The sequence below is a fragment of the Streptomyces sp. NPDC006743 genome (assembly GCF_040703815.1).
GTDB lineage: Bacteria > Actinomycetota > Actinomycetes > Streptomycetales > Streptomycetaceae > Streptomyces.
Genome location: NZ_JBEYJA010000018.1, coordinates 41,888 through 55,152, shown reverse-complemented (window position 1 = coordinate 55,152; position 13,265 = coordinate 41,888). Strand labels below are relative to the sequence as shown.

The 13,265-nt window shown below is 74.8% G+C and carries 10 protein-coding genes; 9 read left to right on the top strand and 1 reads right to left on the bottom strand.

Annotation, left to right across the window (positions count from 1 at the left end):
* Positions 1-27: 27 nt before the first annotated feature.
* The gene (locus ABZ719_RS17270; protein WP_366726015.1) at positions 28-252 is read right to left on the bottom strand and encodes a hypothetical protein; all 225 of its coding nucleotides are present in this window, start codon (positions 250-252) and stop codon (positions 28-30) included.
* A gap of 256 nt (positions 253-508) precedes the next feature.
* On the opposite strand from ABZ719_RS17270, the gene ABZ719_RS17265 reads away from it, so the two are divergent.
* From ABZ719_RS17265 to ABZ719_RS17225, 9 genes are all read left to right on the top strand, one after another.
* Complete coding sequence (locus ABZ719_RS17265) at positions 509-1,585, top strand: alpha/beta hydrolase (RefSeq protein ID WP_366726014.1); 1,077 nt, start codon at positions 509-511, stop codon at positions 1,583-1,585.
* 8 nt (positions 1,586-1,593) lie between these two features.
* Positions 1,594-3,204 (top strand): DUF3152 domain-containing protein, encoded by a 1,611-nt coding sequence (locus tag ABZ719_RS17260; RefSeq protein WP_366726013.1) that lies wholly within the window; start codon positions 1,594-1,596, stop codon positions 3,202-3,204.
* 69 nt (positions 3,205-3,273) lie between these two features.
* Positions 3,274-3,366 (top strand): Ms4533A family Cys-rich leader peptide, encoded by a 93-nt coding sequence (locus ABZ719_RS17255; protein WP_324609556.1) that lies wholly within the window; start codon positions 3,274-3,276, stop codon positions 3,364-3,366.
* 251 nt (positions 3,367-3,617) lie between these two features.
* The gene (locus tag ABZ719_RS17250; protein WP_366726012.1) at positions 3,618-5,336 is read left to right on the top strand and encodes an ABC transporter substrate-binding protein; all 1,719 of its coding nucleotides are present in this window, start codon (positions 3,618-3,620) and stop codon (positions 5,334-5,336) included.
* Positions 5,337-5,340: 4 nt separating this feature from the next.
* Complete coding sequence (locus ABZ719_RS17245; RefSeq protein WP_366726011.1) at positions 5,341-6,402, top strand: ABC transporter permease; 1,062 nt, start codon at positions 5,341-5,343, stop codon at positions 6,400-6,402.
* Positions 6,399-7,406: an ABC transporter permease gene (locus ABZ719_RS17240; RefSeq protein WP_366726010.1), complete on the top strand. Its 1,008-nt coding sequence runs from the start codon at positions 6,399-6,401 to the stop codon at positions 7,404-7,406. The genes ABZ719_RS17245 and ABZ719_RS17240 overlap by 4 nt, the downstream gene beginning before the upstream one ends.
* Before the next feature lie 5 nt (positions 7,407-7,411).
* Complete coding sequence (locus ABZ719_RS17235; RefSeq protein ID WP_366726079.1) at positions 7,412-9,310, top strand: ABC transporter ATP-binding protein; 1,899 nt, start codon at positions 7,412-7,414, stop codon at positions 9,308-9,310.
* 203 nt (positions 9,311-9,513) lie between these two features.
* Positions 9,514-11,304 (top strand): DUF3492 domain-containing protein, encoded by a 1,791-nt coding sequence (locus ABZ719_RS17230; RefSeq protein WP_366726009.1) that lies wholly within the window; start codon positions 9,514-9,516, stop codon positions 11,302-11,304.
* A gap of 467 nt (positions 11,305-11,771) precedes the next feature.
* Complete coding sequence (locus tag ABZ719_RS17225; protein WP_366726008.1) at positions 11,772-12,998, top strand: hypothetical protein; 1,227 nt, start codon at positions 11,772-11,774, stop codon at positions 12,996-12,998.
* Positions 12,999-13,265: the final 267 nt, after the last annotated feature.

The window sequence follows — 13,265 nt, the reverse complement described above, 5'->3', positions numbered from 1 at the left end:
TCGCTGCTCAGCGGCGGTCCGGCACCGTCACCGGTAGTCGTCCTCGTCGAGGGAGACGACCCGTGCCTGTTCGGCGAGATCGGCTTCGTTCCCGCGGGCGGGGTCCACGCCCGTCAGGGGATCGTCGCGGTCCGGTGCGATGGTGGCCTTCTGCTCGGCGGCGTCGTCCTCGGGGGCCTCGACGTCGATCTCCGTGCCGTTCTCGGTGGCCTCGTCCTCGAACGTCTCGGGATCGGTGGGGTCGAATGCCATGGTGGGGCTCCCTTCCTGTGAACGTCCCTGCGAATGTCCTCGTGTGTCCCTGGAAGAAGCAGGGGCTACATGCGGGTGCCCTCTGTAAGAGCGTAGGAGACACCCGATCCGGATGCCATGCGGTGCGCGTCCGTGATGCGGTGCGGTGGGCGGGGCGTTCACCTGGTGTGCGGTGCGTGGGGTGGACGGGACGGCAGTGCTCTGCTGTGACGGCGAACACACGAATCGCGGCGTGATCGTCTCGTAACATTGCCGCATGTCTTCGACCGAGCTGCCCGCCGTGCCGCCCGCCAACGTACTTCCCAGGGTCGGGCCCGCCGGGGTCGAGGAGGGGGAACGGCTGCGCTCGGTCGAACTGCCGGGAATCACCCTGACGGTGCGCTCCCGGCCCCCCGCGCGCGAGGGCCTGCCGCGCGCCCTGTACGTCCACGGACTCGGCGGCTCCTCGCAGAACTGGTCGGCGCTGATGGCGCTCCTGGCCGGCGATGTCGACGGCGAGGCGCTCGACCTGCCGGGCTTCGGCGACTCCCCGCCCCCGGACGACGGCAACTACTCGGTCACCGCCCACGCGCGCGCGGTGATCCGCCACCTGGACGCCTCGGGCGGCGAGCCGGTCCACCTCCTCGGCAACTCGCTGGGCGGCGCCGTCTCGACGCGCGTCGCCGCGCTGCGCCCCGACCTCGTCCGTACGCTCACGCTGATCTCCCCCGCGCTGCCCGAACTGCGGGTCCAGCGCTCCGCCCTGCCGACCGGAATGCTCGCGCTGCCGGGCGTCACCGCGCTGTTCACCCGGCTCACCCGGGACTGGACGGCGGAGCAGCGGGTCCGCGGCGTCATGGCCCTGTGCTACGGCGACCCGGAGCGGGTCACCCCGGAGGGGTTCCGCAACGCGGTCGAGGAGATGGAGCGACGGCTACAACTGCCGTACTTCTGGGACGCGATGACACGTTCCGCGCGCGGTATCGTCGACGCGTACACCCTGGGCGGGCAGCACGGTCTGTGGCGCCAGGCCGAGCGGGTCCTCGCCCCCACGCTGCTGGTCTACGGCGGCCGGGACCAGCTGGTCGGCTACCGCATGGCACGGCGCGCGGCGCGGGCTTTCCGCGACTCCCGCCTGGTCACCCTGCCCGACGCCGGGCACGTGGCGATGATGGAGTACCCGGAGACGGTGGCGACCGCGTTCCGGGAACTGCTCGCGGACGCGGGAGGGCCGGGGGTGCCGGACAGGCCGGAGGAATCCGGCGCGGAAGCACCGGGTGCGCAGACATCCGGTACGGAAGACTGCGGTGCGGGGGCCGGCGAGGCCGCCCGCGACGCGGGCCTGGGAGGCTGACGGACCACGTGGGACGCCACAGCCGCCGCGGCCCTGCCCCGAAGGGCGACAGCGCGCGAACGACGGAGACGACGGACACAGCGGGAACAGCGGGGACGACAGGGGGAGCCCCGGGGGCGGCCCGGACCCCGGACGCGTGGGGGGCGACGCGGGCGGGCGCGGGCCGGGAGCGCCACGGCGGTCCGCCCGCGCAGGGCACCGCACCGGCACCCTCGGGGTACGGCAGCGGCCCCCGCTTCCCCGGCGGTACGCCCGCGCGCGGTGTGCCCCGGCTGCCGGACGGTACACCCGCGCGCGGTGTGCCCCGGCTGCCGGACGGCACTCCCGCCCACGGTGTGCCGCAGGCCCGTGGCGGTCATCCCGAGCAGCGGGAAAGCGGGGGCGGTTGGGGGGAGTTCAGGGCTCGGTCCGCGACGGCGGGCGGCGCGGGGCGGGGACGGCCGGAAGCCGCCGGCCCCGGCCGGCCGTCCGGTCACGACGGCCCGTCCGGTCACGACGCCCCGGCCCGTCCCGCGTCCGCACAAGGTGCCCCCGCTCCGGGCGGCACCGGCCCCACCGGCCCCACCGTGCCCATCCCGCGGCAGCGGCAGGCGCCGCCCGCCGGCGGTCCACGGCAGGACTACCTCGACGCGTTCGACGAGGGCGCGGACGCCTTCGTCCCGCGCTCCCGCCGCGCCGCGCACCCCTCGGCACCGTCGGCGACCGCGCCGGCCGGCCCGGCCGAGCGGGCCGGCCGCTCCGGCGAGGGTGCCGCTCCCGGTGACCGGGGCGGCGCCGCGCCGCCCGCGGGCCCCGGCACATCCGCCGGGGGCAGGAGCGCCCGGGGCCGTACCTTCACCGGTATCGCGGCCGCCGCCGTCACCACCGTGCTCGCCGTCATCGTGGCCGGACAGGTCGGCGACGACCGCTCCGGGACCGGGACGCGGACGCAGGCGGCCACCGGCGAGGACAGCGGCGCCCGTTCCGTCGCGGGCCCCGGCGGCCGGACGAGCCCGTCCCCCTCGCCCAGCGTGAAGACGCTGACGTACGAGCAGAAGATGAACCTGAAGTACGACCTGAGCCCCACTCTCAAGGGGCCGGGCAGGTTCGACGTGGTCCCGGGTTCCGCCAAGGCGCCGGGCCGGGGGCGGAAGTACACCTACCGGGTCGACGTGGAACAGGGCCTCGGCCTCGACGCCCGGCTCTTCGCCGACGCCGTGCAGAAGACCCTCAACGACGACCGCAGCTGGGCGCACGACGGGGCACGCACCTTCGAGCGCGTCTCCTCCGGCGCGAGCGACTTCGTGATCACGCTGGCCAGCCCCGGCACCACGGCCGCCTGGTGCGCCAAGTCGGGCCTGGACACCACGCAGGACAACGTCTCCTGCGACTCGGCGGCCACCCCGCGCGTGATGATCAACGCCTACCGGTGGGCACAGGGCGCGAAGACCTTCGGCGACCGGATGTACGCCTACCGGCAGATGCTGATCAACCACGAGGTCGGTCACCGCCTCGGCCACAACCACGTCAGCTGCCAGAAGGACGGCGAGCTGGCCCCGGTCATGCAGCAGCAGACCAAGTTCCTGGACCATGACGGAATCCACTGTCTGCCGAACTCCTGGCCGTATCCGAAGAGTTGACGCCGGACCGGGTGAGCGGCCCGCGGATCATGTTGACAATGCGCCGAACGGTCGTTCATATTTCTGCGCATGTGGTCCCGTCACGCTGCCTGCAGCGCCCCCATCGAGAGGGCGCTCCTCGGTGTGACCGCCCTCTGTGTGGCCGACATCCACTGTTGCTGACGCCCGCCCCCGGCGCGCGCGTCGCCCTGTTCCCCCCTTCGCCGTGAGGTCCCGCCCTTCCGTGCGCTCCCGCTGAGCGCCGCAGCGCGGTGCCGCGGCTCCTGGTGGTCCGACGACCCGCCGCCGCAGCAGACGTCTGTCTGATTTCGTCTCATCCCTCGTCCGACCGTCTCGCGATCCGAGACGGTCCCCGTACTCCGTGCTCCCCGGGCCCAGAACCGGGGCACTCCTCCCGAGAGGTCGTCACTGCGATGCGCCAACCGTCCGTCTCAGCCCGCCGCGTGGCCGCGGTATCCGTCAGCCTGGTCGTGGCAGCGGGCGCCGTCGCCTGCGGGCCGAAGGACAACGACGTCAAGGGCGCCGGCGGCGACTCGCAGCCCCACAAGGGCGGCACCCTGAACGTCCTGAACGCGCAGCCGCAGCAGGACTTCGACCCGGCCCGCCTGTACACCTCCGGCGGCGGCAACGTCCCCTCCCTCGTCTTCCGCACCCTCACCACCCGCAACCGGGAGAACGGCGCCGCCGGCGCCAAGGTCGTCCCGGACCTCGCCACCGACACCGGGCGTCCCAGCAAGGACGCGACCGTGTGGACGTACACCCTCAAGGAGGGCCTCAAGTACGAGGACGGGACCCCGATCACCTCCGCCGACATCAAGTACGGCATCGAGCGCTCCTTCGCCCCCGAACTCTCCGGCGGCGCCCCCTACCTGCGGGACTGGCTGGTCGGCGCGGCCGGCTACCAGGGCCCCTACAAGGACAAGAAGGGCCTGGCCGCGATCGAGACGCCGGACGCCCGGACGATCGTCTTCCACCTGAACAAGCCCGAGGGCGAGTTCCCCTTCCTGGCCACGCAGACGCAGTTCGCGCCGGTGCCCAAGGCCAAGGACACCGGCACCGCGTACGAGGAGCACCCGGTCTCCTCCGGCCCCTACAAGGTCGTCAAGAACGAGAACGACGGCGAGCACCTCGTCCTGGAGCGCAACCCGAACTGGTCGTCCGCCACCGACGCCGAGCGCAAGGCCTACCCGGACAAGATCGACGTACGCTCCGGGCTGGACTCGTCCGTGATCAACCAGCGGCTCTCCGCGTCCCAGGGACCGGACGCCGCCGCCGTCACCACGGACACCAACCTCGGCCCCGCCGAACTCGCCAAGGTCAGCGGCGACAAGGAACTCGCCGCGCGCGTGGGCACCGGCCACTTCGGCTACACGAACTACATAGCCTTCAACCCGAAGGTCAAGCCGTTCGACGACCCCAAGGTGCGCCAGGCCGTCTCCTACGCCATCGACCGCTCCTCGGTCGTCAACGCGGCCGGCGGCAGCGCGCTCGCCGAGCCCGCCACCACCTTCCTGCCGAACCAGAAGTCCTTCGGTTACACCCCCTACGACCTCTTCCCGGCGGGCGCCTCCGGCGACCCGGCCAAGGCCCGGCAGCTGCTGAAGGAGGCGGGCCACCCCGACGGGCTCACCGTCACGCTCACCCACTCCAACAGCAAGGACTTCGAGACCAGCCCGGAGATCGCCACCGCGGTCCAGGACGCGCTGAAGAAGGCCGGCATCACGGTCAGGCTCCAGGGGCTGGAGAAGAACGACTACTCGGACAAGACCCAGAACGTGAAGACCGAGCCGGGCTTCTTCCTGGCCCACTGGGGCGCCGACTGGCCCTCCGGCGGCCCCTTCCTGGCCCCGATCTTCGACGGACGCCAGATCGTGAAGGACGGCGCCAACTTCAACAGCGGCCAGCTGGACGACAAGTCCGTCGACGACGAGATCGACGCGATCAACAAGCTGACCGACCTGGACGCCGCCGCCGCACGCTGGGGCGCCCTGGACAAGAAGATCGGCGAGCAGGCGCTGACCGTGCCGCTGTTCCACCCCGTCTACAAGCGCCTGTACGGCAAGGACGTCAAGAACATCGTGATCAGCGACTGGACCGGTGTGCTGGACATCTCCCAGGTCGCGGTGAAGTGACGCCGTGAGCGAGGTACTTGCCGCCTCCCCGGCCGCCGGGACGGACACACCCGTCCCGGCGGCCTCGGGGGCCCGTCAGTTCTGGCGGCGGCTGCGTGCGCAGCGCGCCGCCCTCGTCGCGGCGGCCGTCGTCGCGCTGCTCGTCCTCGTGGCGCTCGCCGCGCCGCTGCTCACAGCGCTGGAGGGCCAGGACCCCACCACCTACCACCCGGACCTCGTCGACTCCGCGCGCGGCGGCGTGCCCATCGGTTCCTTCGGCGGGGCCGGCGCCCACCACTGGCTCGGGGTCGAACCGCAGACCGGACGCGACCTGTTCGCCCGTCTGGTCTACGGCGCCCGGGTCTCCCTGGGCGTGGCGCTCGCCGCCACCCTCATCCAGATCGCCATCGGGGTCGCGGTCGGTGTCACCGCCGCGCTCGGCAACCGCTGGGTCGACCAACTGCTCAGCCGGGCCACCGACATCATCGTCTCCATGCCGTTGATGATCATGGCGCTGGCGCTGCTGGCGGTCGTGCCGTCGAGTTTCCCGCGGCCGGTCCTGGTCACCCTCGTCATCGGCCTGATCGCCTGGGGCAACATCGCCAAGATCGTGCGCGCCCAGACCCTCACCCTCAAGGGCCTCGACCACGTCGCCGCCGCCCGGCTCAGCGGCTGGGGCACCGTGCGCATCGCCCGGCGCGAGCTGCTGCCGGGCCTCGCGGCCCCCGTCATCACCTACGCCGCCCTGCTCGTCCCCGCCAACATCTCCGTCGAGGCGGCCCTGTCCTTCCTCGGCGTCGGCGTGAAGCCGCCCACCCCGTCCTGGGGGCAGATGCTGACCGCCGCCGACGTCTGGTACCAGGCGGCGCCGCAGTACCTGATGCTCCCCGCGGGCGCCCTCTTCGTGACCGTGGTGGCCCTGACCGTCCTCGGCGACGGCGTCCGCACGGCCCTCGACCCGCGCGCCGCCTCCCGCCTGCGCATCGGCACCGGCCGCCGGCGCGAGAGCGGCACGGACGCCGGTCCGGGGCCCGGCGCACAGACCGCGACCCCGCCCGGGGAAGCACGCAAGGAGAGCACCGCATGAGCGCCTTCGGCGGACTCGGAGGATTCGTGCTGCGCCGCGCCCTCGGCGCGCTGATCACCCTCTTCGCCATCTCGGTGATCGTCTACGTCGTCTTCTACGTCACCCCCGGCAACGTCGCCCAGATCACCTGCGGGCCGCGCTGCTCGCCGGAACAGGTGCACCAGGTCGCCCAGCAACTGCGGCTGGACGACCCGCTCTCCCTGCGCTACTGGCACTTCCTCCAGGGGCTCGTCGCCGGCCAGGACTACTCGACCGGCACGTCCGTCGAGCACTGCTCGGCACCCTGCCTCGGTGTCTCCTACCAGACCGGCCGGCAGGTCCTGAGCATCATCCTGACCAAGCTGCCCGTGAGCCTGTCCCTCGTGTTCGGCGCGATGGTGCTGTGGCTCCTGCTGGGCGTGGGCACCGGCGTGCTCTCCGCCTGGCGGCGCGGCCGGCTCTCCGAACGGGTGCTCACCGCCGTCACGCTCGCGGGCACGGCCACACCCGTCTTCGTCATCGGCCTGATCCTGATGATCGTCGTCTGCGGCGAGTTCCAGTGGCTGCCCTTCCCGCAGTACGTGAACCTCACCGACGATCCCGAGCAGTGGGCGTGGAACCTGCTGCTGCCCTGGCTGTCGCTCGCCCTGATCGAGGCCGCGACCTTCGCCCGCATGACCCGGGCGTCGATGCTGGAGACCCTCGCCGAGGACCACATCCGCACCTTCCGGGCGTACGGCGTGGGCGAGCGGTCGATCGTGGGGCGGCACGCCCTGCGCGGCGCCCTGGCACCGGTCATCGCGCTGAACGCCAACAACGTCGGCTCGGCGGTCGGCGGCGCGGTGCTCACCGAGACTCTCTTCGGCCTGCCCGGCATCGGCCAGGAACTGGTGCACGCGGTGAACGTCGTCGACCTGCCGGTGGTCGTCGGCATGGTCCTGGTCATCGGCTTCTTCGTGGTCATCGCCAACGCCGTCGCGGACGTCCTGTTCGCGGTGGCCGACCGACGGGTGGTACTCGCATGAGCCCCATGAACCTGACCGGCGCCGCCGACCCCGCTGGCCCGGCCGCCGGGACGGCCCTCGTCGAGGTGACGGACCTGAGCGTCGACTTCGGGACGCTGCGGGCCGTGGACGGGCTCTCCTTCCGGCTGCCCCGGGGCGGTGCGCTGGCCCTGGTCGGCGAGTCCGGCTCGGGCAAGTCCACGGTGGCCTCCGCCCTGCTGGGGCTGCACCGCGGCACCGGGGCGCGGGTGGGCGGGTCGGTCCGGGTGGCCGGCACCGATGTGCGCTCCGCCTCCGAGGAGGAACTGCGGCGGCTGCGCGGCGGGAAGGCCGCCATGGTCTTCCAGGACCCGCTCTCCTCCCTGGACCCGTACTACGCCATCGGTGACCAGATCGCCGAGGTGTACCGCACGCACGCGCGTGCGTCACGGCGCGCGGCACGCGCGCGTGCCGTGGAGGTGCTGGACCGGGTCGGGATCCCCGACGCGGCGCGGCGGTCGCGTTCCCGTCCGCACGAGTTCAGCGGTGGCATGCGCCAGCGCGCCCTGATCGCGATGGCGCTGGCGTGCGCCCCCGAGCTGCTGATCGCGGACGAACCGACCACCGCGCTCGACGTGACCGTGCAGGCCCAGATCCTGGACCTGCTGCACACGCTGCGCGAGGAGACCGGGATGGGCCTGCTCCTCGTCACCCACGACGTGGGCGTCGCCGCCGAGAGCGTCGAGGACGTACTGGTCATGCGGCACGGGCGCGCCGTGGAGCACGGGCCGGTCGCCGGGGTCCTGGGCGCGCCGGCCGCCGAGTACACCAGGGAACTGCTGGCCGCGGTGCCGCGCCTGGACGGCGGGGGCGCGGGACACGGTGGCGCGGGCCGGGCGCGCGGAGAGGCGGGGGCGCGTGGCGAGGACGTACGGGTGTCCCCGGGTGCGTCCTCGGTGGCCGGGGCTGAGGTGACCGGGGCTGCGGGGGCCGCTGGGGCGGCCGGCGGTGAGGTGACCGGGGCGGCTGGGGCTTCTGGTGCTGAGGTGACCGGGGCTGCCGGGGCCGCAGGGGTCGGTGGCGGTGTCGCGGTTGGCGTCGTTGCGGTCGGGGCCGCTGCGAGTGGCGGTGCCGCTGAGGGTGCCTTGGCCGCCGAGGTCGTTCTGGAGGCGAGCGGGCTGCGGCGCGAGTTCGGGCGCGGCAGGCGGGCGTTCGCGGCCGTGGACGGCGTGTCCCTGACCGTGCGCCGGGGCGAGACCCTGGGCGTCGTGGGCGAGAGCGGAAGCGGCAAGACCACGCTGGGCCGCATGCTGGTCGGACTCCTGGAGCCGACGGCGGGCGAGGTCCGGTTCGAGGGCCGTGCCGGGGCCGGTGTGAACCCGGCCGTGCAGATGGTCTTCCAGGACCCCGTCTCCTCCCTCAACCCGCGCCGCAGCGTGGGCGAGTCCGTCGCGGACCCCCTGCGGGCGCGGGGGGAGCGGGACGAGCAGCGTATCCGGCGGCGCGTGGGCGAACTGCTGGAGCGCGTGGGGCTCGACGGGGCGCACCACGACCGCTACCCGCACGAGTTCAGCGGCGGACAGCGCCAGCGCGTCGGCATCGCGCGGGCGCTCGCGGCCGACCCGCGCGTGATCGTGTGCGACGAGCCCGTCTCCGCGCTCGACGTCACCACACAGGCACAGGTGGTCGCCCTGCTCGGCGAGTTGCAGCGGGACCTCGGGATCGCGCTGGTCTTCATCGCCCACGACCTCGCCGTGGTGCGCCAGGTCAGCGACCGGGTCGCGGTGATGCGCCGGGGCCGGATCGTCGAGGAGGGCCCGGCGGCAGAGGTCTACGACACCCCGCGGGACCCCTACACCCGGCAACTCCTGGCTGCCGTACCGGCGCTCGACCCCGGGGCCGCCGCCCGGCGCCGGGCCCAGCGGCGGGAGCTGGCCGCGGTCTGACGAAGCCTGCCCGGGTGATCTCCTGCTGATCTCCTAGCGCGGCGAAACGCCGTCCGCACGGGAAAGTCACGACCGTTCACCCCTTCTGGTGGCGCGATGGACAACCGTCCGTCGCGCCACCGGCATGTCCGCATACGTTCGTCCCGCTGCGAGCCGCCGGTGCGACGGCGGCTCTCCACACGGGAGAGAACGGGGGTGCACGCGTGCGCATCGGACTGGTGACGGAGGGTGGCTACCCGTATGTGGGCGGTGACGCCGGACTCTGGTGCGAACGGCTCGTGCGCGGGCTCGGGCAGCACGAGTTCGACCTCTACGCGCTCAGCCGGAGCCGCCGGCAGGAGGACGAGGGCTGGGTTCCGCTGCCCCGGCACGTCAGCCGGGTCCGTACGGCCCCCCTGTGGGCCGCGGAGGACGACGGCGTGCGGCTCGGGCGCCGTGCGCGCCGGCGCTTCGCCGAGTGCTACGGGGAACTGGCGGCCGTGCTGGGCGCGGCGAGCGGCCCCGGCCCCGGTGACCTGGGCTTCCCGGAGCGCCGGGACGGCGAGGCGGACCGTTTCGCCGGCGCGCTGTACGGGCTCGCGGAACTGGCCCGCGACACGGGCGGACTGGCGGGCGCGCTCCGCTCGGAGACCGCCGTCCGCGCGCTGGAGCACGCCTGCCGCGCACCCGGTGCCTCACGCGCCGCGCGTGAGGCGCGCGTACCCGATCTCCTCACCGTGGCCGCGCGCCTGGAGCACTCCCTGCGCCCCCTCTCGCTCGACTGGTACGACGACGACGGCCTGGGCGCCGCCGACCTCTGCCACTCCGCGGGCGGCGGTACCGCGGCCCTGCCCGGCCTGCTCGCGCGCCACTTCTGCGGCGTCCCTGTCCTGGTCACCGAGTACGGCGTACCGCTGCGCTCGCACTACCTGACCTCCGCCGCCGACGGAACCGCCCCGGCCGCCCGCGCCCTGCTCGCCGCCTTCCACGGCCGGCTCGTCACGGAGGTCTACCGGCAGGCCGCCCTCCTCACCCACGGCAACGCCCACACCCGCCGCTGGCAGGAGCGCTGCGGCGCCGATCCCGCCAGGCTGCGCACCGTCCACCCGGGCATGGACGCCACCGCGTTCGCCGAGGCCGGCGAGGGCGCGGAGACCGGAGGCGGTGCCCCGCCGCAGGCGGCCGCCGAGGACACGCTGGTGTGGGTCGGCCGCATCGAACCCGCCAAGGACCTGGTGTCCCTGCTGCACGCCTTCGCGGAGGTCCGCTGGGCACAGCCGCGGGCACGGCTGCGGATCGTGTGCACGGCCCCGCCCGGCGGTCCCGAGGCCGCCGCCTACCTGGGGCACTGCAAGGCGCTGGCCGCCCAGCTCTTCCCGGACGAGGCCGAGGGCCCGCACACCGTCGGCGAGAACCCGGTCTCCTTCGAGGAGGTCGGCGGCCCGGAGGCACCGACCCTCGCCGACGCCTACGCCCCGGGTGCCGTGATCGTCCTGTCCAGCGTCGTCGAGGGGTTCCCGGCCGGCCTGGTGGAGGCGATGTTCTCCGGGTGCGTGACGGTCTCCACGGACGTCGGCGCGGTCGTCGAGGTCGTCGGCGGCACCGGCCTGGTCGTGCCCCCGCGCAATCCGCGGGCGCTCGCCGAGGCGTGCGTGGCACTGCTGCGCGACCCGGAGCGCCGTGCGCGCCTGGGGGCCGCCGCCCGCGCCCGTGCCCTCGAACTGTTCACCGTCGAGCAGAACATCGCGGCATTTCACGGCATTTACCTGGAGATCGTCGCGCGGTGCCCGGTCCGGCGGGTCGTCCTGGACGACTCCGGTGAGCCCCTTCCGTTCGCCGCCCCCGCCGAGTCCCGCCTCCCCGGCCGCTGGACCGGTCCGGCCCCCACGGCCGCGACCGGCGCCGGGGCCGCGACCGCGGCCCCCTCACCGGGCCGGCACGGCGGCCCCGCCTGGGCCGTGGCCGCCGCCTCCCGCACCCAGCACCCCGCCCCGGCCCCGGAGGCCGCCCGATGACCACCCCGAGAGAACCCCACCCGCCGGCCATCCCGGCGAACCCCGGCGCCTGGAACGCCGAATCGCGGCAGTGGCTGCTGCGGCCCCCCGCGGCCCGGGCGCCGCGGCGCGGCACCGACGGCCGGCCGCCGGGGGAGGGGCCGGGCGCAGCGGCGGAGGAGCGGGCGCCCCACGACACCGGTCTCGACGGTCCCGCCCGCCCCGCCACCCCACCGGGCACTGCCCGCCCCGGGCACGCAGGCGGGGGCCGTGGCGGCCAGGGATGCGCTGCCGCGCTGGGAGATGGTGCCGCGCCGGAAGGCGGGGTCGGCCACGCGGGCGGCGCCGCGGTGGGAGGCGGTGTCGGCCAGGGCTGGGCTGCCGCGCTGGGAGACGGTGCCGCGCCGGAAGGCGGGGTCGGCCACGCGGCCGGCGCCGTGCCGGAAGACGGTGTGGGCCACGGAGACGGTGCCGGGCAGGGAGGCGCCGTGCCGGGAGGCCGTCGTGGTGACGTCGGCGGCTCGGCGGCGCACGGCGGGACGCGCGGACACGGGCGTGGCACGGTCCTGCACCGCGACCGGGCCCCCGCCGCGACCCCCACCCCCCGCCGTGGCGCCGCCGACCCGGTCAGGACCCTGCTGCACCGCCACCGCGAGCTGTGCGAACGCGCCGTCGACCCGCTGGAGATCGCCGCCGGACTCGAGGCGCACGGCGTCACCGACCGAACGGCCGCCCGCTTCCGCCACCGCGACGTCTTCTCCCTCGCCGAGGAGATGTACGCCCGCATCGCCCGCGGCACCGGGACACCGGCACCGTCTCGCCCCGAGCACCGCGACGAGCCCCGTGCGGGAGCCGGCTGGATCGTGCTCAGCCTGTTGCCCGGTGCCCTCGGCGCGGCGACGGTGGCCGGACTGCACCTGACGGCCGGCCGCATCCGTCCGGCGGTGGCCGCGATCGGCGCACTGTCCGTGGCCCTGGCCGTGCGCGCCCTGCTCCGCCGCGGCCCGCTCAGCTCCCGCGGCCCCGGCCGGACGACCGGTCTCCGGTCTCCCGGCGCCCGCGCCTGGACGTGCTGGCTGCTCGTCTACGCCGTCCTCGGCGACGGCCTGCTGGGCGCGGCCGTCGGGGGCGGCCCCGACGAACTGCCCGACGGCACCGCGACCGGCCCCTGGCCGCTGACCACCGTCCCCGTCCTGGCGCTCGCCCTCGCCTGCGCCCCGGCGTGCTGGGCGGCGCACCTCTTCGCGGTGCGCGCCCGGCGCAGACTGACGGTCAGCCGCGGCCTGGACGAGTTCGCCGCCTCCGTACGGCCTCTGCTCCTCGCGGTGTTCGCCGGGTTCCTGTGCGCTCTGGCCGTGCTGCTCGCGGTCTGCGGCAGGGTCCTGCACGAGCCCGCCGGCCTCGCCCAGACCCTCCCCCTGGGCGCCCTGCTGCTGCTCGCACGCCTCCTCACCACGCACGGCTTCACCCACGCCCCGGCCGTCGCCCTCGGCGCCGCCGCCTGGGCGGAGGTGACGGCCCAGGCGAGCGTCTTCGCCGGCCGTCTGCCGGGCTGTGACCCCCTCGCCGTCCCGGTCGACACCCTCCTGACCGCCTGGGGACCGGGCAGTGTCCCGGCGCTCGCCTGCGCAGCCGCGGCCACGGCCCTCCTGGTGCACGCGGCCCGCACCCTGACCAGGGCATCGGCCCACGCGCCCACCGGGACACAGCCGTGACGGGCGCCGGACCGGCCCCCGCCACCCGCGTCCGCCCGCGGCACACCCCCGGGCGCGCCCCGGCAGCCGCGCGCGCCTTGCACCCCCGGCGCACCCCCCCACGCGACCGCACCGGACCGGAGCCGCAGGCGGAACCGGCCGCGGGCGGACCACGGGCGCCCGGCCGCGCAGCCGGAGCCCACCGCACCACCCCCCTGAAGGAGAACACCAGATGACCACCGCCCGATCCGGAGCGTCCGGAGCATCCGGAGCCACCGGAGCGCACAC

What these genes read in the sequence shown, in the direction of transcription:
- ABZ719_RS17250 (WP_366726012.1), top strand. Translation starts at nt 3,618, where the DNA reads ATGCGCCAACCGTCCGTCTCAGCCCGCCGCGTGGCCGCGGTATCCGTC.
- ABZ719_RS17265 (WP_366726014.1), top strand. Translation starts at nt 509, where the DNA reads ATGTCTTCGACCGAGCTGCCCGCCGTGCCGCCCGCCAACGTACTTCCC.
- ABZ719_RS17235 (WP_366726079.1), top strand. Translation starts at nt 7,412, where the DNA reads ATGAACCTGACCGGCGCCGCCGACCCCGCTGGCCCGGCCGCCGGGACG.
- ABZ719_RS17255 (WP_324609556.1), top strand. Translation starts at nt 3,274, where the DNA reads ATGTGGTCCCGTCACGCTGCCTGCAGCGCCCCCATCGAGAGGGCGCTC.
- ABZ719_RS17240 (WP_366726010.1), top strand. Translation starts at nt 6,399, where the DNA reads ATGAGCGCCTTCGGCGGACTCGGAGGATTCGTGCTGCGCCGCGCCCTC.
- ABZ719_RS17270 (WP_366726015.1), bottom strand. Translation starts at nt 252, where the DNA reads ATGGCATTCGACCCCACCGATCCCGAGACGTTCGAGGACGAGGCCACC.